Source organism: Enorma timonensis, assembly GCF_000321165.1.
Lineage (GTDB): Bacteria > Actinomycetota > Coriobacteriia > Coriobacteriales > Coriobacteriaceae > Enorma.
Map to the genome: position 1 here is coordinate 67869 of NZ_CAPF01000014.1, position 19628 is coordinate 87496.

At 67.0% G+C, this 19628-nt stretch carries 14 protein-coding genes and 1 pseudogene; all 15 read left to right on the forward strand.

Annotated features, from left to right (window positions below):
* Position 1: 1 nt before the first annotated feature.
* The 15 genes and pseudogenes from acnA (at position 2) to rpmA (ending at position 19606) form a co-directional block, all read left to right on the forward strand.
* Positions 2 to 2659 (forward strand): aconitate hydratase AcnA, encoded by a 2658-nt coding sequence (gene acnA, locus BN423_RS01475; RefSeq protein WP_019238509.1) that lies wholly within the window; start codon positions 2 to 4, stop codon positions 2657 to 2659.
* A 72-nt stretch (positions 2660 to 2731) separates the two neighbouring features.
* A complete protein-coding gene (locus tag BN423_RS01480; RefSeq protein ID WP_019238510.1) occupies positions 2732 to 3817 on the forward strand; it encodes a zinc ribbon domain-containing protein in 1086 nt (361 codons plus the stop codon).
* Between the two features lie 59 nt (positions 3818 to 3876).
* Positions 3877 to 6660, forward strand: a pseudogene (locus BN423_RS11870) (DNA methyltransferase).
* A 387-nt stretch (positions 6661 to 7047) separates the two neighbouring features.
* Positions 7048 to 7599, forward strand: a complete 552-nt coding sequence (locus BN423_RS01490; protein WP_019238513.1) for a peptidylprolyl isomerase — start codon at positions 7048 to 7050, stop codon at positions 7597 to 7599.
* Between the two features lie 14 nt (positions 7600 to 7613).
* Positions 7614 to 9062: a tetratricopeptide repeat protein gene (locus BN423_RS01495; RefSeq protein WP_019238514.1), complete on the forward strand. Its 1449-nt coding sequence runs from the start codon at positions 7614 to 7616 to the stop codon at positions 9060 to 9062.
* A 134-nt stretch (positions 9063 to 9196) separates the two neighbouring features.
* Positions 9197 to 10228, forward strand: a complete 1032-nt coding sequence (gene mreB, locus BN423_RS01500; protein ID WP_019238515.1) for a rod shape-determining protein — start codon at positions 9197 to 9199, stop codon at positions 10226 to 10228.
* Between the two features lie 12 nt (positions 10229 to 10240).
* A complete protein-coding gene (gene mreC, locus BN423_RS01505; protein WP_154820288.1) occupies positions 10241 to 11257 on the forward strand; it encodes a rod shape-determining protein MreC in 1017 nt (338 codons plus the stop codon).
* A 9-nt stretch (positions 11258 to 11266) separates the two neighbouring features.
* Positions 11267 to 11848, forward strand: a complete 582-nt coding sequence (locus tag BN423_RS01510) for a hypothetical protein (protein WP_019238517.1) — start codon at positions 11267 to 11269, stop codon at positions 11846 to 11848.
* 8 nt (positions 11849 to 11856) lie between these two features.
* Positions 11857 to 13911, forward strand: a complete 2055-nt coding sequence (gene mrdA, locus BN423_RS01515; RefSeq protein WP_019238518.1) for a penicillin-binding protein 2 — start codon at positions 11857 to 11859, stop codon at positions 13909 to 13911.
* Between the two features lie 18 nt (positions 13912 to 13929).
* On the forward strand, positions 13930 to 15123 hold the full coding sequence (locus BN423_RS01520) for an FtsW/RodA/SpoVE family cell cycle protein (RefSeq protein WP_019238519.1): 1194 nt from the start codon (positions 13930 to 13932) through the stop codon (positions 15121 to 15123).
* 12 nt (positions 15124 to 15135) lie between these two features.
* Positions 15136 to 16068: a hypothetical protein gene (locus BN423_RS01525; RefSeq protein WP_019238520.1), complete on the forward strand. Its 933-nt coding sequence runs from the start codon at positions 15136 to 15138 to the stop codon at positions 16066 to 16068.
* Positions 16069 to 16073: 5 nt separating this feature from the next.
* Positions 16074 to 17951, forward strand: a complete 1878-nt coding sequence (locus BN423_RS01530) for a TIGR03960 family B12-binding radical SAM protein (protein ID WP_019238521.1) — start codon at positions 16074 to 16076, stop codon at positions 17949 to 17951.
* The gene (locus tag BN423_RS01535) at positions 17948 to 18718 is read left to right on the forward strand and encodes a TIGR03936 family radical SAM-associated protein (RefSeq protein ID WP_019238522.1); all 771 of its coding nucleotides are present in this window, start codon (positions 17948 to 17950) and stop codon (positions 18716 to 18718) included. The genes BN423_RS01530 and BN423_RS01535 overlap by 4 nt, the downstream gene beginning before the upstream one ends.
* Before the next feature lie 224 nt (positions 18719 to 18942).
* Complete coding sequence (rplU, locus tag BN423_RS01540) at positions 18943 to 19317, forward strand: 50S ribosomal protein L21 (protein WP_019238523.1); 375 nt, start codon at positions 18943 to 18945, stop codon at positions 19315 to 19317.
* A 31-nt stretch (positions 19318 to 19348) separates the two neighbouring features.
* A complete protein-coding gene (gene rpmA, locus BN423_RS01545) occupies positions 19349 to 19606 on the forward strand; it encodes a 50S ribosomal protein L27 (protein ID WP_019238524.1) in 258 nt (85 codons plus the stop codon).
* Positions 19607 to 19628: the final 22 nt, after the last annotated feature.

Sequence of the window (19628 nt, forward strand, 5' to 3'; positions counted from 1 at the left end):
CATGAGCATCTCGTCCGAGCCGCGCCTCGCCGAGCGGAACCTCGTCGTCGACGGCGTGTCGTACCGGTATTTCGATGTGTCCGCCGTGCCCGGGAGCGCCGCGCTCCCCGCGAGCCTGAAGATCCTGCTCGAGAACGTCCTTCGGTGCGCGAGCACACCCGAGGAGGCGCGCCTGTTCGCCGAGCGCATCGTCTCGGCGGGTCTGGCGGGGCGCGCGGGCGAGGAGATCGAGTTCATGCCCGGGCGCATCCTCTTCCAGGATTTCACCGGCGTGCCCGTCTTCGTCGACTTCGCCGCCATGCGCGACGCCGCCGCGCGGCGCGGGATCGATCCGGCGCTCGTGAACCCGAAGATCCCCTGCACGCTCGTGGTCGATCACTCGGTGACGGCCTATAAGGTCTCGTACCGCGGAGCCGACCGCGACAACGAGCGCATCGAGGCCGAGCACAACCGCGAGCGCTTCACGTTCCTCAAATGGAGCGCCTCGAGCTTCCAGAACGTCTCCATCGTGCCGCCGGGGCACGGCATCTGCCACCAGCTCAACATCGAGTACCTCTGCGACGTCGCGATGGAGGGCACGGGTGCGGACGGGGTGCGCGAGGCCTACTTCGATACCCTCGCGGGCACCGACTCGCACACCACCACCGCCAACGGCATGGGCGTGCTCGGCTGGGGTGTGGGCGGCATCGAGGCCGAGGCGGCCGCGCTCGGACAACCCATCACCATGATGGTGCCCGCGGTCATCGGCCTCGAGCTCACCGGCACGCTGCGCCCCGGGGTCTGCGCCATGGACGTGGCCCTCTCCTTCGCGGAGTTCCTGCGCGCGCGGGGCGTCGTGGGCTCCATCGTCGAGTGCATGGGGCCGGGCGTGGCCGCGCTCACCCCCACGCAGCGAGCCACCATCGCGAACATGTCACCCGAATACGGTTGCACGGCCACGTTCTTCCCCGCGGACGAGGCGACGCTCGCGCAGCTCGACGCCTTCGCGCGCACCCCGCACGAGCGCGCGCTCGCGCGCGCCTATCTGGACGCCCAGGGCATGCTCGGGCGGGGCGCGGGCACCGTCTACGCCGAGGTGCTCGCGTTCGACCTGGCCTCCGTCGATCCCTCGCTCGCCGGCCCCGCGCGCCCGCACGACCGCCTTGCCCTGAGCGAGCTGCGCGGCCGCTTCCGCGCGGGCCTCGCCGCCCACGGGCGCTCAGGCGAGGCGCGCTTCGACATCTCGATCGACGGCGATAAGGTCTCGGTGGGCGACGGCGCCATCGCCATCGCGGCCATCACGAGCTGCACCACGGCGACCGACCTGGACATGATGGTCGCTGCGGGCATCGTCGCCGAGCGCGCCGTGCGCCTGGGGTGCCGGCCGCGGCCGTGGGTCAAGAAGGTCTTCGCTCCCGGCTCCTCGAACACCTACAGCTTCCTCGCCCCAGCCTATATCGAGCCGCTCGAGCAACTCGGGTTCGCGGTGTGCGGCTATGGCTGCATGAGCTGCATCGGCAACTCCGGCCCGGTCTTCGAGCCGATGCATGCGATCGCAGGCTCGTGCGAGCTCGTGAGCGTGCTCTCGGGCAACCGCAACTTCGAGGGCCGCATCTCGCCGGACGTCTCCCAGAACTACCTGTGCTCGCCCGCGCTCGTCGTGGCGCTCTCGCTTGCCGGGACCGTCGACATCGACCTTGCGCATGAGCCGCTTTGCGAGGGCGCGGTCGGCCCGGTGTACCTGTCCGACCTCATGCCTGAGGCGGGGGAGGTCGAGCGCATGCGCGCGCACCTCATGGAATCCGTGGGCTACGCCCCGGCGGCGCGCCTCTTCGAGGGCAAGGAGGCCTGGCGCGCGCTCGACCCTGCGCGCGGCGAGACGTTCAGCTGGGATCCCGCGTCCACCTACGTGCGCCGCCCGGATTACTTCGAGGGCGAAGCCGTCCACGATGGCGGGGCATGGGGCTGCGCCGGTGCGCGCTGCCTCGCGCTCCTGGGCGACTTCATCACGACCGACCACATCTCCCCCGCGGGCACGATCGCGCCCGATTCGCCCGCCGCGCGCTATCTGCGCGCGCATCGCGTCGCGGACAGTGATTTCAACACCTACGGCGCCCGCAGGGGCAACCACGAGATCATGATGCGCGGGGCGTTCGCGAACATACGCCTGCGCAACGCGCTTGCCGACCGCCCGGGCGGTTGGACGCGCGACCCGGTGACGGGCGAGCAGGTCTCGATCTTCGACGCGGCGGAGTCCGCCCGCGCGGCGGGCCTCCCGCTCATCGTCATCGCGGGCAAGCTGTACGGTTCGGGCTCGTCCCGCGATTGGGCTGCGAAGGCGCCGGCGCTCCTAGGCGTGCGCGCGGTCATCGCCGAGAGCTTCGAGCGCATCCATCGCTCCAACCTCATCGGCATGGGCATCGTCCCGCTCGAGTTCCTGCCGGGCGAGGGTGCCGCCGCGCTCGGCCTCACCGGTCTCGAGACCTTCGATATCGCTTCCATCGATATCGCACAGGTCGGTACGCGGCCCATGCTCGCGCAGGTCACGGCTACGGCGCCGGATGGCTCCCGGACCCGTTTCGAGGCTCGCGTGCGCGTGGACACGCCCACGGAGGGCGCCTACCTCAGAAGCGGTGGTATCCTTCCCTATGTGCTCGAGTCCCTTGCGAGCTCCCGCTAGGAGCGCGGACCCCGGGCTCGCGCACGCTTTCCGGAACCGCCTGTACGAGGGAAGAGGAGGGATGAAGCGCGCATGATCTGCCCCCAGTGCCATGCGACCATCGAGGATGGCAGCTCCGTCTGCCCCCTCTGCCACGCCCGTATCGAGGATGCGGAGCCGCGCCCGTCGGGGTTCCTGTTCTGCGACGGATGCGGTGCGCGCCTCTCCCCGCAGGATCGCACCTGCCCCAAGTGCGGACGGCCCGCCCCGAGCATCCTCTCCACCACGTTCTCGGCCTCCGACCTCGCCGCCGGCAAGACGGCGAGCTTCCCGAGGCTCACGGCGTCGTCCAAGGAGCCCGAGGTGCCGCATGTCCCGGCGCTCTCGAATGCGCGGAGCGTGCTCGACGATGCGCTCGACCCGAGCGCGACCCATGTCCTCGACGCGCGCGACATCTCCGCGTCCTCCGCGGAGCGCTCGGGGGAGCGCCGTCTCCGCCGCCCGCGCGCCGGGGTCGTGATCGCGATCATCGCGGCCGTGCTCATCGCCGGTGCCGTGGGATTCGTCTCCCTCGACCCCTTCGGCGTCATGCCCGGCATCATGGCTTCCATCCAGGAGTCCGCGCGCGAGATGTTCCCCTCGCGCGTGGGGACGCAGGGGACGAAGGAGGGTGCCGACGCCGCCGACGAGCCCGATGAGGAGCCCGCGACCGAGGCCATCGAGGACGCGACGCTCTCCGATGAGGCGGCGTACGAGGAGCTCCACCAGGCCTACGAGGCGGTGGTCGCCATCAACGACGGCGAACGCTTCGCCGACGCCATCACCGCGTTCAACGCCTCCTACCTCGATCCCAGCCTGGATAACCGCAAGGAGGCCTCTGCGGGCGCCTATGCCCTGCGCGACGAGCTCCAGGACATCATGGACGAGCTCGACGCGCTGCAGCTCATCGACGGCTCGGCGTATGCCGACGACCGCGAGAACGTGCGCCAGCTCGCGGAGTGGATGTACGAGCGCGTCGACGCCATCTGCGCCTCCTGGGACGTCTCGCTCGCCGTTCCCGAGGGCGAGTACCCCTCGAATTACCAGGACGAGATCCTCGCCCCCATGCGTGAGGCCGGCAGCTCCGCCCTCGACAACTACTACGCCCACGTCGGCGAATGGGAGCCCCAAGAACCGTAACCCCTCCGCTGGTGACTGCGCGCCGCATGAATCTATCTAAATGGCCTTAAGGAGAAGGTATGCCGGGAACGAAGCGCGATGCTGAGGCGTTCGCCAAGAGATGGGCGGGTCGTGGTGATGAAAACCAGGAAACGCAGCTCTTCTGGATCGATCTTTTCCAGAACGTGCTCGGCTTGGACGACGCTCTCGAGCGCCTGAGGTTTGAGGTACCTGTGGTCACGGATTCCGGTTCCAAGCACGCAGGATACATCGACGTCCTTATCCCCAGCGCCTCCGCTCTCGTGGAACAGAAAAGTGTGAACATCGATCTTGACCGACCTGAGGAACGTCAGGGGCGCATGGTTGCACCAGCCGAGCAAGGGCGCGGCTATGCTGTGGGGCTGCCACTCAGTCAGCAGCCTCGCTATGTGATAACCTGCAACTTCCAGACCATCCGCGTGTACGACCGCGAGCGTGACGCGCTGTGTGTCGCCCCCCCCCTTCTTGAAATTAACCTTTCCGATCTACCGAAAAACCTTGCTGCCCTCCAATTCCTGAATGGGGCGGGAGAGGCTCCGTCGAGCGTAGCACGTGCGGTCTCAGTAGAGGCCGGGCGCATTATGGGACAGATTCATGAGCAAATCGCTCCTCTCTACCACGATCCCAATAGCGAGGCGAGCCACCACGCACTCAGCGTACTCTGCACGCGCATCATGTTCCTCATGTTCTGTGAGGATGCCGGCCTCATTGAACCGGGTCTCTTCCAGCGCTTCATCGCTGCCAACGATGCCGTTCACCTACGGCGCGCGCTCCTCGATCTCTTCCGTTGGCTCGATACGCCGGATACGGCGCGTGGCGACGAATACCCGGATGAGTTGCTAGCTCGTTTCCCCTACATGGACGGCGGTCTATTCCGCGAGGAGGTTCCCGTTCCGCAGCTCACCGAGAGCGTGCGGTACGAGATACTTGTCTCGGGCTGCCAGGAGTTCGACTGGTCCGGTGTGGATCCCACGGTTTTCGGCTCCATTTTCGAGGGCGCGCTCAGTCATGATGCACGGCGCGCTGGCGGCATGCACTATACGAGCCCCGAGAACATCCATAAGGTCATCGATCCACTCTTCCTCGATGACCTCGAGGCGGAGCTCGATGGCATCTTGGAGAAGCGGAACCCGAGCGCCCGCACTCGCGCGCTTAATGCATTCCATGAAAGGCTGGGAAGCCTTACGTTCCTAGATCCGGCGTGCGGTAGCGGCAACTTCCTTACTGAATCGTATCTGTGCCTGAGGCGCCTGGAGGATCGCGTGCTCATGGCGCTTCAGAAGGATGGACAGACATCGCTTGCGTTCGAGGAGGTCGCTGAGAGCCCCGTTAAGGTGACGCTCGCTAATTTTCACGGAATCGAGATTAACGACTTCGCCTGCTGCGTGGCGAGAACTGCCTTATGGATTGCTGAGAAACAGGCCGACATTAACACGGCGAAGGTGGTTCAGCGCATCTACGACGAGCTGCCGCTCAAGGAATACGACACCGTTCGCTAGGGCAACGCGCTTCGTATGGACTGGAACGACGTGGTGCCAGCGGAGAAGTGCGACTACGTGATGGGCAACCCACCGTTCGTCGGGTATTCGAACCTTTCAGCGGAACAGAAGGCGGATCGCGCGGATATCTTCGGCAAGGCCGGAGGGACGCTCGATTACGTAACGTGCTGGTACAAGAAGGCGGTGGAATTCATGTGCGGTACGCATATCCGCGCCGCATTCGTCTCTACGAATTCTATCTGTCAAGGACAGCAGGTCGAGCCGCTCTGGAAACCGCTCTTCGACGGCGGCGTCCATATCGATTTCGCGCATCGCACCTTTGTGTGGAACTCGCAGGCATCGGACGAGGCACATGTGCATGTCATCATCGTCGGCTTCTCTCGGGAGCAGGTCGCGCCGAAGCTCCTGTTCGATGCGGGCGGGAATTCTGTCAAAGTACGGAACATCAATGCTTACCTCGCACCCGCGGCTGATGCGTTCATCGTGCGTCGGGCAAAACCATTGTGTGACGTACCTCCCATGGTGAGGGGTTGTCAGCCAACCGACAACGGGCTACTTCTGCTGAGCCAGAGTGAGCGCGATGAACTTGTCGCGCTCGAGCCGCAGGCAGAGCATTGGATCCGCCCCTTCTCCATGGGTGCAGAGTTTATCAACGGCATTCCGCGCTACTGTCTGTGGCTCGTCGATGCGTCGCCGGCTGATGTCAAGGCGATGCCGCTCGTCATGGAGCGTGTGAAGGCGGTTCGCGAATATCGCCTGCAATCTACCAAAGCTGCAACGCGCAAGAAAGCCGAGACGCCGTGGCTCTTCGATGAGGTTCGTCCGCCGAAAGGGGAGAGCTACATAGCAGTTCCTAAAGTGTCATCCGGCCGCCGTCGCTGCGTACCCATGGGGTTCGTCACGAATGGCATGATTCCAGGTGACATGCTGTTCCATGTGTCCAACGCCGGGCTTTACGAGTTCGGTGTCATGATGAGCCAGTTTCACAATGGTTGGATGCGCTCGGTTGCAGGTCGCCTGAAGAGCGATTACCGATATACGAACACCATCGTCTACAACAACTTCGTCTGGCCGGAACCCACGGACGCCCAGCATGCTGAGGTCGAGCGCTTCGCTCAAGCAGTACTTGACGCGCGCAAGCTCTACGAGGGTTCAACACTCGCTGACATGTACGACCCCGATAACGAGTTTCTCTACCCCGAGCTTATGCGCGCGCATCATGCACTCGACGCCGCTGTTGAGGCAGCCTACGGGGTGGATTTCAACGGCGACGAGGAACGAATCGTCGCGCACCTGTTCAAACTCTACGCCGAACGCACGCAATAGCGCGACCGTGATAATTTGGTGTCTGACACCAAATTATCAGTTCCAGCACTACGATCCCCCCCCGATACAAAAAAGGCGGGGAATATCCCCGCCTTTGGGTGGGCCAGGGCCTCTCGGCCAGCCCAGCTATAGTGAGACTAGACCACACAAGCGATTATTTAATCACGACGGTAGCCTATACCATCTCAGCTTCGAGTGGGCGCCGTTGCGCGGGAGAGGCGTTCTTCCTCCCCGCACCGTCGCGAGCGAAGCGAGTCGGTGCGGGGAGGAAGAACGCCTCTCCCGCGCCTCAGCCCCCTCAAGCCCCTCGTGCCGAATTCGTGGAATCTGGTCGTTCTTGCTAGAATCTAAGGGATATCCATGCAAAGACGCTCAAGGAGGTAGCGTATGTTCGGCTTCTCGCAACCTGAGCTCCATACACCCGAATACGACGTGCACGGCGACGAGGTCGCGGTCATCGAGACCTCGCAGGGCACGATCCGCGTCCGCCTCGACGGCGATGGCGCCCCCATCCATGTGGGCAATTTCTGCGAGCTCGCCACAATGGGCTTCTACGACGGGTTGAAGTTCCACCGCTACGTCCCCGGCTTCGTCATCCAGGGCGGCGACCCCAACACGCGCGACATGACGCCGGAGGACGTCGCCGCCGGCAAGCCCGGCCCCGACGGGATGCCCGGCACCGGCGGCCCGGGGTGGCGCATCAAGGCGGAGTTCGCCACGAACCCGCGGAACAGCCATGTGGACGGCGCGCTCGCCATGGCGCGCTCGCAGCACCCGGACTCGGCGGGCTCGCAGTTCTATTTCTGCTTGGGACCCCAGCACAACCTCGATGCTGGGTACACTGTCTTCGGGACGACGATCGAGGGCCTCGATGTCATCGGCCGGCTGCGTGCGGGCGATGAGATCCGCCACGTCGAGATCGTCCATGAAGCCGCGTAGATGAAGGAGCATCCGTGAACGTAGATCTGTTCGAGCGCGCGCGCAACGCCTATCGCGCAGGCGATTTCGCCTCCGCCGCCCAGCTGTTTGAAGCCTGCAAGGATGCATCCGAGGTCTCGGGCGAGGTCGACCACCTGCGCGGCAACGCCCTCATGAAACTCGGGTATCCCCGCGACGCCGCGCAGGCCTATGCGCGCGCCCTCGAGGATGCCGCGTACGGCAAGCGCGGCGCGCTCCTCACGAACGAGGGCAAGGCGCTCGCTGCCGTGGGCGACGCCGAGGGCGCCGTGCGCTGCTTCACCCAGGCGCTCGATGACGGCAGCTATGCCACGCCGTACAAGGCATACCTCGGCCTCGGCAGGGCGCAGCTCGAGCTCGGCCATATCGCCGAGGCGGGCACCGCCTTCCGCCAGGCCGCCATCGACGGGGCGAACCCCGCGCCGGCCTCGGCGCTCGCGCTGCTCGGTGGCTGCTTCGTCAAGCTCGGCCGCGCCCAGGACGCCATCGAGTCGTATCGCACCGCGCTCGATTTCGCCACGCCGCGCGACGATGTCCACAGCATCAACGCCGGCCTCGGCGAGGCGCTCGCCGCGGCGAACCGGCCCACCGAGGCGCTCGAGGCCTTCCGCACCGCCACGGCGGACGGCCTCTACGAGCTCACGCCCTCCGAGGCCGCTGCGCGCGCGCAGGCGCAGGCCGCGCTTGACGCCGCCCCCTCCGCGGGCGCGATGGCGCAGGCGGGCGCAGCCGCTCCCGCCTCGAGCGATTTCGGCGCGCCCGTCGACCCGCTCGACCCGCTCGGAAAATCCGGCGCCTTCATGCCCGACCCCTCGGATACCGGCTTCTTCACCCTCACGGAATCCGAGATGATCCAGCAGGATCGCCAGCAGATGAAGATCCGTCGCAAGCACCGTCATCTGGGGCTCAAGATCTTCATCGTCGTCCTCATCCTGCTTTTGCTCGCGCTCGGCGGCGGCGCCTTCGCCTATACCCGCGGATTCGGCATCCCCTCGCAGCAGGACGCGATCTCGGGCCTCTTCAACGCTGTGACCGAGGGCTCCGATGCCGAGGCGTACCTCGCGCCGAACCTCTCGGATGCCGCGCGGACGCAGATCGTCTCCTCCATCCCCGAGGGCGCCGAGCCCACGATCACGAACATGGACCAGTCCATGACGGAGTCCACGGCGCTCGTGTCAGTCAAGCTCTCCATGGGCGCGACGACGCAGTATGACGTGACCTTCGCGCGCGGGGCGAACCACATCGGCTGGACCGTGTCCTCCATCGACCTGCATCGCGACGGCGCGGTGAGCTCCAACGCCTCCGACGCCGACGACGCCGCGGAGGGTTCGGATACGGACGCATCGAGCGCGGACACCGCGGCGTCGACCGATGAGGCCGCGACGGACGGCTCAGGCACCTCGTCCGAGACCGAGGCGGACACCTCGACCGCGGCTGCCGCCTAGCATATGTTATTTTTGGCCGATGCCGCTCGCGTGACGCGGGCGGCATCGGTTTGCACTACACTTGACGCCAATCGACGCGAATGCGCGTGCGCGCGCATCTTAGTGAGTTCTTGGAGCGCATGTTGTTTTCTTTGATGGATATGCTGTTCGGCCAGTATGCCGGCGACCTGGCGATCGACCTCGGCACCGCGAACACCCTCGTCTCCGTGCGCGGGAAGGGCATCGTGATCCGCGAGCCCTCCGTCGTCGCCATCGACAAGAACGATGACCGCATCCTCGCGGTGGGCATCGAGGCCAAGCGCATGCTCGGCCGCACCCCGGGCAACATCGTCGCCGTGCGCCCGCTCAAGGACGGCGTCATCGCCGACTTCGATGTCACCGAGGCGATGCTCCGCTACTTCATCGACAAGGCGAGCGAGAAGCGCTATCCCTGGACCCCGCGACCGCGCGTCGTGGTGTGCGTCCCCTCGGGCGTGACCTCCGTGGAGAAGCGCGCCGTCTTCGAGGCCACCATGTCGGCCGGCGCGCGCCAGGCCTACCTCATCGAGGAGCCCATGGCGGCCGCCATCGGCGCCGACCTGCCGGTCGAGGAGCCCACGGGCTCCATGGTCATCGACATCGGCGGCGGCACCACCGAGGTCGCCGTCATCGCCATGGGAGGCATCGTCGTCTCGCAGTCCGTGCGCATCGCGGGCGACGAGTTCGACCGCGCCATCCTCACGCATGTGCGCGATGCCTACAACCTCGCCATCGGCGAGCGCACCGCCGAGGACATCAAGATCAAGGTGGGCTCCGCGGTGCCCCTGAAGGACGAGCTCGACGTCGAGGTGAACGGCCGCGACGTCATCACCGGCCTGCCCAAGACGGTGCGCATCGAGAGCGAGGAGATCCGCCGCGCGCTCCAGAAGCCGCTCGAGGATATGGTCAAGGCCGTGAAGGACGCGCTCGACGCCACCCCGCCGGACCTCGCCTCGGACCTCATGTACTACGGCATCCTGCTCACGGGCGGCGGCGCGCTCCTGCGCGGCCTCGACGTGCTTTTGCGCGACGAGACGGGGGTCTCGGTGAACGTGAGCCCGACCGCCCTGGACAACGTCGTGAACGGCTGCGCCCGCGTGCTCGAGGCCAACGCCTTCGATGGCGGCTTCGTGCAGGGGAACGCGTAGGGGGCCTAGCTCGTGCCGCGGTCCCAGGGGTATTCCTCGAACCTGAACAATCGCAGGCAGTCGACGGGGCTTCGCCCGTTCATCGTCCTGTGTGTAATCTCTGTGCTCCTGCTCACGTTCTCCATCCGCGAGGGCGATGCGGGAATCATCCATGGAGCGCGCTCCGTGGTGATGACGGTCACCACGCCGGTGCGCTACCTCGGTTCCATCATCGCCTCGCCGTTCAACGCGGTGGGCAACATCGCGTCGAACCTCACGGCCTCCCCGGCGACGCTCTCGGACCTCGAGGCTGAGAACGAGGAGCTGCGCGCGAAGGTCGCCGAGCTCTCCGAAGCGCAGGCGACCGCCGAGCGGCTCGAGTCGCTCCTGGGGCTGCAGTCAACCTACAGCCTGCAGTCCACGGCCGCGCGGATCATCGGCGAGTCGGGTGACGCATGGTCGCGTACCGTGACCATCGACAAGGGATCGGCCGACGGCCTGGCCATCAACATGCCGGTCTGCAACGCGGGCGGCATCATCGGCCAGATCATCGAGGTGTCGCCCACCACGGCGACCGTGCGGCTCGTGACGGACGAGAACTCCGGGATCTCGGCCATGGTGCAGAGCACGCGCGCGCAGGGCATCCTGCAGGGGCAGCCGGACGGGACGCTCCGCCTCGAGTACGTGACGGTCGATTCCGACGTCAAGGAGGGCGACATCATCGTCTCCTCCGGCTTGGGCGGCGTGTACCCGAAGGGCCTGCCGCTCGGCGTGGTGTCTTCGGTCGACCGTCCGGACAACGCCTCGTACTACACGATCGTCGTGACGCCCGCGTCGTCGGAAACCGAGAACAACGAGGAGGTCCTCGTCATCACGTCGCTCACCGACGAGCAGCGTGCCACCGACGACGACGTCGCCTCCTCGAACGCAAGCCCGCAAGGGACCGCCCGCGACGAGTCCTCGACGCAGGACGACGCGCAAGACGATGACGCCGCCGCATCGGGCGACGGGTCCTCGTCGGACGACGGAGCCACGGACGCAGGGGAGTAGGAGGGACACATGCCGTATACCAACGCTGGGACGCAGCGCTCCTACGTCATGCCCGTCCTCGCGATCGTAGCCGCCGTGCTCCAGGTCGCCCTCGCGCCGCAGATCTCCATCCTGGGCGGCCGCTTCAACTTCATGCTCGCCTTCGCCGTCGCCGTCGCGCTCAGGGGCGATGCGACGCAGGCCGTGTACGCGGGCTTCTTCTCCGGCCTCTTCTACGACCTCACCGCCACCGTGCCCATCGGGCTCATGGCGCTCATCACCACCGTCTGCTCCTTCGCGCTCGCGAGCGTGGGCGGAGCGGGCACGAGCGGGTTCTCGCCCACATCGATCCGCCTCGCGGGCGTCGGCATCTTCGCCGCGTGCATCGTGAACGCGGTGGCGCTCGTCCTGCTCGGCGCCGAGGGCAGCATCCTGTTCTCGCTCGGTCATGGGGTCGTGACCGCGATCCTGACGTCGATCGCATCCATCCCGTTCCTCATGGCGTCCGGATCGCCCTCCGCGCTCGGCGGGGGCGGTTTCTCCGCGCGCGGGGGGCGCAGCGGTTCGCGGTTCAAGACCGTGCCGCGCACGCGCCGACGCTCACTTCACTAGGGAAGCGCATGAACGCTCAGACGCTCGTCATCATAGCCGGCCTCGTGCTGCTCGCGGCAGTCATCGGGTCGCTCATCTTCCTGCGCGGCTATTCCGGGAAGTTCACGTTCGATACCAAGAACGGCACGCGCCCGAAGGCCTCGGAGGGCGAGGGCAACACCTCGGGCCTCGCGTACAAGGGCCGCTTCACCATGCTCACCGCGGGCGTGGGCGTCATGTTCGGCGCCATCCTCGCGAAGCTCTGGAGCATGCAGATGGTGCGCGGCGACTACTACGAGGACCTGTCCGTCCAGAACCGCACGCGCACCGTCACCACGGCCGCCCCGCGCGGGCGCATCCTCGACCGCAACGGCGTCGAGCTCGTGCGCAACCGCGCGCTCCTCGCGGTGACGGCCTACAGCGACCTCGTGGACGACCCGGTGCTCGTGCGCCATCTCTCGAACGTGCTCGGCATGCCCTACGCGGCCGTCCGGCGCAACATCCGCGACAACACCGAGGGCGCTCAGGCGCAGCACACCATCGCCACCGACGTGCGCCGCTCGACCATCGCCTACATCCAGGAACACGCCGGCGAGTTCGAGGGCGTCACGGTCGTCGACCGCACCGAGCGCGAGTACCCCTACGGCACGCTCGCCTGCCACGTGCTTGGCTACACCGGCACCATCACCGCCGAGCAGCTCGAGGCGCAGGATTCCGAGGAGCGCGACGAGGGCTCGATCGTCTACGAGACGGGCGACATCGTGGGCCAGGCCGGCGTGGAGGCGCAGTACGAGAGCCTGCTGCAGGGCGTGCGCGGCGAGCAGACCGTCACGGTGGACGCGGCCGGCAACGTGACCGGCCAGGTGGGGGAGGTCCCGCCGCGCTCGGGCACGGACATCCGCCTCACGCTCGACGTCAACATCCAGCGCGCCTGCGAGGAGGGCCTCGCCTACGCCATCAGCATCTCGAAGCAGTTCGGCTACAACGAGGCCGGAAACGGCGCGATGCTCTGCCTCGACTGCACGAACGGCGAGATCCTCGGCATGGCGAGCACGCCCACCTATGACCCCTCGGTCTTCATCGGCGGCATCTCGAACGACGCCTGGTCGCAGCTGAACGGCGAAGAGAGCGGAAACCCCCTGCTCAACCGCGCGATCGGCGGCCAGTACATGTCCGCATCGACCATCAAGCCGCTCTCCGCCCTCGCCGGCCTCGAGTACGGCGTCTACTCCTCCACGCGCACGACCACGTGCACGGGCTACTGGACGGGCGACGGCGAGGCGTACGGCAAATGGTGCTGGGACCATAGCGGGCATGGCGTCATGACGCTCGAGGACGGCATCATCTACTCCTGCGACCCGGTATTCTACGACATCGGCCACGACTTCTTCTACGACAAGGACAACCCGGAGGGCCTGCAGGAGATGTTCCGCCGCTGGGGACTGGGCTCGACGACCGGCGTCGATCTGCCGAGCGAGCAGGCCGGTCGCGTCCCCGACGCCGCGTGGAAGAAGGAGTACTTCTCCGATTACTCCGACGAGGACCGCACCTGGAACCCGGGCGACATGTCGAACATCGTCATCGGCCAGGGCGACCTGCTCGTGACGCCGCTCCAGATGGCCTGCGCCTACATGGGCATCGCCAACGGCGGCAAGGAGTACACGCCGCACGTGTTCCTCTCCGCGCTCGCGCGCGACGGCGAGGGCGGCGACTCGTACCGCTACAACGAGACCGGCTCGAAGGAGCGGCTCACGGCCGAGGTCGATTCGGCTTACCTCGACCTCGTGCACAGCGGCCTCAAGCGCATGATCTACGAGGAGTCCGCCACGCTCGCCGCGCACTTCTCGAGCCTGCCGGTGACCGTTGCCGGCAAGAGCGGCACGGGCGAGAAGGCCGGCCAGGACCCGTACGGCTGGTTCATCACCTACGCCCCGTACGAGAACCCGAAGTACGTGGTGTGCGGCGTGCTCGAGCAGGGCGGCTTCGGCGGCTCGTCGACCGTGTACGGTGTGCGCGACGTGCTCGGCCAGATCTACAACGCGCCGGACTCCATGAGCCCGACGGATTCCGATCGAAGCATGTGACGGACGAGGGGAGGATGTATGGCGTCGTCTTCGGCAGGTAGCCTGAAGAAGGTCAACAAGCAGATGAGCACCGCGAAGGGCGGCCTGCGCTCGCAGGTGCACCTCGGCGTGCTCATCGCGTGGGTCGGGCTCGTGACGTTCGGCACGCTCGTCATGTGGTCCGCCTCGTTCACGAACCCTGAGGTGTCGTTCCCGCGCCACCTGCTCGGCATCGCCATCGGCGTCGCCGTGGCCGTCGTGATGTGGAACATCGATTTCTCGAACCTCGCGAACATGTCGACCGTCCTGCTCGTCGTAGACATCATCGTCATCTTCCTGCCCTATGTGCCGGGGCTCTCGTACAACGCCATGGGCATGACGGGGTGGATCCAGATACCCTTCATCCACCTCACGTTCCAGCCCGTCGAGCTCGCGAAGGTCATCACCGTCTTCTTCATGGCCTCCATCGGCGCGCAGTACCACGGCAAGATCGACTCGTTCCGCGACTACCTGAAGTTCTGCGGCATGCTCGCCGTGCCGTTCGTCTGCATCATCATCCAGGGCGACCTCGGCTCGAGCCTCGTGGTGTTCTTCTCCGGCGCCGTGACCATCATGATGAGCGGCGCGCGCAAGGAGTGGGTGCTCTCCACCATCGCGGTCATCATCGGGCTCGTGTCGCTCATCCTGGCGACGGACTCCATCATCGACGGCATCGTGGGCGATGCGAACTCGCTCATCAAGAGCTACCAGATGAACCGCCTGCTCGTGTTCCTCGACCCCGAGGCGGACACCTCGGGTGCGGGCTACAACCTGCAGCAGTCGCTCATCGCGGTGGGCTCGGGCGGTTTCTTCGGCAAGGGGATCGGCCACGCCACGCAGTCGTCCTACGGGTTTCTCCCCGAGTCGCACACGGACTTCGTGTTCGCCCTTCTGTGCGAGACCTTCGGCTTCGCGGGCGCGCTCGTTCTGCTCGCGCTCTTCGCCTTCCTGCTCTTCTCGGTCATCCGCATCGCCATCAAGTGCGAGTCGCTCTTCTTCAGGCTCGTGTGCGTGGGCTTCGTGGGGCTGTGGATGTTCCAGATCTTCGAGAACATCGGCATGTGCATCGGGCTCATGCCCATCACGGGCATCCCGTTGCCGTTCATCAGCTTCGGATCTTCCTCGATGATCGTCCAGTGCATAATCATCGGTATCGTTGAATCGATCTGGCGCCGTCGCCAGGCAACGCTATAGACGGGAGCGGATATGAGGGTACCTGTTGAATCGCTCGCCGGGGCGCTCAAGGCCGGTGTCGGCGCGAAGCGCGCCACCGATGAGCCGGTGCGCGTCGCGGTGTATGTGGATCGGAGCGCTTCGCCTGCGATCGTGGCCTGCGTGCGCGACGCGCTCGTGCCGAGGACGACCTCGGCGCTCGTGCGCGTGGAGCGCCTCACGGCCGCGCCCGTCGCGCCGCGGCCCGATACGGATATCGTGCTCGTGCTCTCGTGCGGGTCGGACATCCTCGAGCGCGCGGTGCATGAGCTCGTGGTGGCGGGCGCCCCCGTCGCCGTCATAGCCGAGTCGAGCGTCGAGGTGCCCTTCATCAAGGACGACACGCCGCTGCTCGGCCTCATCGCCGCGACGGACGACACCTACCTGCTTGACACGCTCGCGCGCTGGATCCTCGACCGCACGGAGAAGGACGTCGCCTTCGCGGCGAACTTCGCGTTCATGCGCATCGCGGCCTCGATGCGCATCATCTCCTCGGCGGCTGTCGCGAACCTCGCCACCGGCGCTCTCAGCTTCATGCCTGGCGCGGACTTCCCGGTCATGACCATCACCGAGGTGGGCATGGCGCTCAAGCTGAGCGCGATCTTCGGCTACAAGCTCGAGCCCGAGCGCGGCTACGAGATGGCGGCTGTCCTCGCCGGGGCGCTCGCGCTGCGCTTCGTCGCGCGCGCGGTGAGCCACCCTGCGGGGCATGCGGCCTTCCTCGTGAAGGCGTGCATCGCCGCAGCCGGCACCTACGGCATGGGGCGCGCGCTTGCGGCTGCCTACGAGCGCGGCATCGACTACGGGCGGCTCAACGCCGTCACGAGCGAGCTCGCGCGCCGTCTGGGCACCCTCTTCGGTGCCGCGGGCGCCGCGGATGCGCCGCATCCTGCAACCTCCGCCCCCGTCGTCGTGCAGGATTGGTGAGGCGCATGCGCTGCGAATACCGCGACCGCTTCAGCGAGCTCGAGCCGCTGCTCGCGCGCGTCGAGAAGCCGAGCCGCTACATCGACCATGAGTGGGGCACCGCCTCGAAGCCCGAGGCTGCCTACCGCGCCTGCCTCATCTACCCGGATGTCTACGAGGTGGGCTTGCCCAACCAGGGCATCGCCATCCTCTACGCCGCGCTGAACCGCGCCGAGGGCATCGCGTGCGAGCGCTCGTATGTGCCGTGGGTCGACATGGCCGACGAGATGCGCGCCGCGGGCGTGCCCCTGCTCTCGCTCGAGGGCGCGGCACCCGTGGCCTCGTTCGATGTCGTGGGCTTCCACATCCCGCACGAGATGGCCGCGACGAACTACCTCGAGGCGCTCGACCTCGCGGGGATCCCGCTGCTCGCCGCCGACCGCGGCGAGGACGACCCGCTCGTGATCGGCGGTGGCCCGAGCGTCTACAACCCCGAGCCCCTCGCGCCGCTCTTCGACGCCTTCCTCATCGGCGAGGGCGAGGAATCGCTCGTCGAGGTCTGCCGGGAGCACGAGCGCCTGCGCGATGCGGGCGCCACGCGCGCCGAGATCCTCGCCGGGCTCGCCCGCGTGCCCGGCACGTACGTGCCCGCGCTCTACGAGGTCTCGCATGAGGGTGCCTGCACGCGCCATGGGTACACCGTGCCCCGGGCGGGCGCGAACGTGCCCGAGGTGGTGTACAAGCGCGTCGTCCGCGACTTCGGCGCGACCGATCCCGTCTCGCAGTCCATCGTGCCCTTCACCGAGCTCGTGCACGATCGCCTCTCCATCGAGGTGCTACGCGGCTGCGCGCGCGGCTGCCGCTTCTGCCAGGCGGGCATCACCTACCGGCCCGTGCGCGAGCGCACGCCGGACCAGATCGTCGCGGCGGTGTCGCGCGGGCTCGCGCATACCGGCTACGACGAGGTCTCGCTCACCTCGCTCTCCACGACGGACCACTCCTGCTGCTCGCAGATCCTCTCGCGCCTGAACCGCGGGCTCGAGGGGACGGGCGTGTCCGTCTCGATCCCCTCGCAGCGCCTCGATGCCTTCGGCGTCGACATGGCGCTCGAGGTGGCGGGGGAGAAGAAGGGCGGCCTCACGTTCGCCCCCGAGGCCGGCAGCCAGCGCCTGCGCGACATCATCAACAAGAACGTGACCGAGGACGACCTCGAGCGCGCTTGCCGCGCGGCCTTCGAGGCGGGATGGCGGCGCGTGAAGCTCTACTTCATGATGGGGCTTCCCGGCGAGCGGGACGAGGACATCGTTGCCATCGCCGAGCTCGCCGAGCGCGTCCTTTCCATCGCCCGCGAAGTCGTGCCGAAGGGGCAGCGCGGCGGTATCCAGGTCTCCGTCTCGGTCTCCGTGTTCATCCCCAAGGCGCACACGCCGTTCCAATGGTGCGCGCAGCTCGATGATGCCGAGGTGAAGCGCCGCCAGCGCCTGCTCATCGACAGCGTGCACGACCGCGCCATCCGCGTGCACTGCCATGACGCCGAGACCTCGCTCATCGAGGCGGTGCTCTCGCGCGGCGGCCGCGACCTCGCCCCGCTCATCCTGGGCGCCTGGCGGCATGGCGCGCGCTTCGACGCGTGGAGCGACCAGTTCTCGCTCGCGCGCTGGGAGGAGGCGGCCGCGGAGCTCGGGCTCGACCTGCGCGCCATCGCCGAGGAGGAGTTCCCCCTCGACGCGCGCCTTCCCTGGGAGCACGTGAGCCCCGGCGTGTCGCGCGGGTTCCTCCTGCGCGAATGGCGGCGGGCGCTCGCGGGGAAGACGACCGACGACTGCACGCGCTCCTCGTGCACCGGCTGCGGCATCTGCCCCACGCTCGGCGCCGAGAACGTCCTGGTAGGTGATCGCTCATGACCGAGCAGCTGCTCTTCCGCCTGCGCGTCCGCTACGTGAAGCAGGGGCGCCTGCGCTACCTGGGGCACCTCGAGGTGCTGCACACCATCGAGCGCGTGGTGCGACGCGCCGGGCTTCCCTATGCGGTGACGCAGGGCTTCTCGCCGCACATGCGCGCCGGCTTCTCCGCGGCGCTGCCCGTGGGGACGGCATCTTCGTGCGAGTGGTTCGACGTGTTCCTCACCGAGCTCGTGCCGGTGACGGAGGCTCTCGAGCGCCTGCGCGCCGCCGCTCCCGCGGACCTCGCACCCCAGGAGGCGGGATACGTCGATGTGCGCGCAGACGCGCTCACGGCCTTCATCACGTGCGCGGAGTACCGCGTGGCGCTCTTCCCGCGGCGCGACGCGGCGGGGGAGGCGGCCGCGCTCGACGCGCCGCGCTTGGAAGCGGCGCTCGCGGCGGTCGTCGCCCGCGGGCAGATCCCCTACCAGCGCGGCAAGAAGCAGAAGGTGCTCGACCTCACGCGGACGCTCGACGCGTACACGGTGCGCGCGCTCGCAGACGGCGCCTTCGCCCTCGACCTCTCGACCCGCATGGACAACGAGGGCGCCCTGCGCCCGGAGATCCTCCTCGCCGCCCTCGACGCTGAGCTCCACGGAGCCCCCGACGACCCGATCGTCTCCACCGGCATCCAGAACCTTTCCCTATTCGACCACTACGACGTAACCCGCACCGCCCAATACGCCATGTCCGACGACGGCGCACCTGTGTATCCGCTCCATCCCTAACTCCTGTGGTGAGCGAGGCACTGACAACCTTTTGCGCGCCCCCGGCGGTCCTCCTCCGCACGCGATTCCGCAGCCGCGAAGCGGCGAGGACAAGCGTGCGGAGGAGGACCGCCGGGGGCAGCGAGTCAAGGTTGCGGAGACTCTGCGAATATCCGTTGACGTGGGCTTACGCAGCTGCTACTATATTCGGCTGTTGCACTACCAGATGCATGAAGGGCTAACACATGTACGCAATCGTTTCAACCGGCGGCAAGCAGTACAAGGTCGCTCAGGACGATGTGATCACCGTCGAGAAGATCGAGGGCGAGATCGGTTCCTCCGTCGAGCTTCCCGTTCTCTTCCTGAACGACGGCAAGAAGATCGTCACCGACGCCGCCAAGCTTGCCAAGGCCAAGGTCACGGCCGAGATCGTCGACCAGTTCAAGGGTGAGAAGCAGCTCGTCTTCAAGTTCAAGAAGCGCAAGCGCTATCATCGCCTCAAGGGTCATCGCCAGCAGCTCACCAAGGTGAAGATCACCAAGGTGCAGGCTACCACGCGTGCGCCCCGTAAGACCACCAAGGAGGCCGAGGCTCCCGCCGAGGCCGTGAGCGCTGAGTAGCTCCGCGCGATCGAGAGAGTAGGTACGAGAGATGGCACACAAAAAAGGACTCGGTTCCTCCCGTAATGGCCGCGACTCGCGCGGTCAGCGTCTTGGTTGCAAGCGTTTCGCCGGCCAGACCGTCACTGCGGGCACGATTCTCGTCCGTCAGCGCGGCACCCACATCCACCCCGGTGCGAACGTGGGCCGCGGCAAGGACGACACGCTGTTCGCCCTCATCGACGGCACCGTCGAGTACAAGCGCGGCGACAAGCGTCGCGTGAGCGTGCTTCCTGCTGCCACCGCGTAGCAGACCCTTCATAGCTTGCATC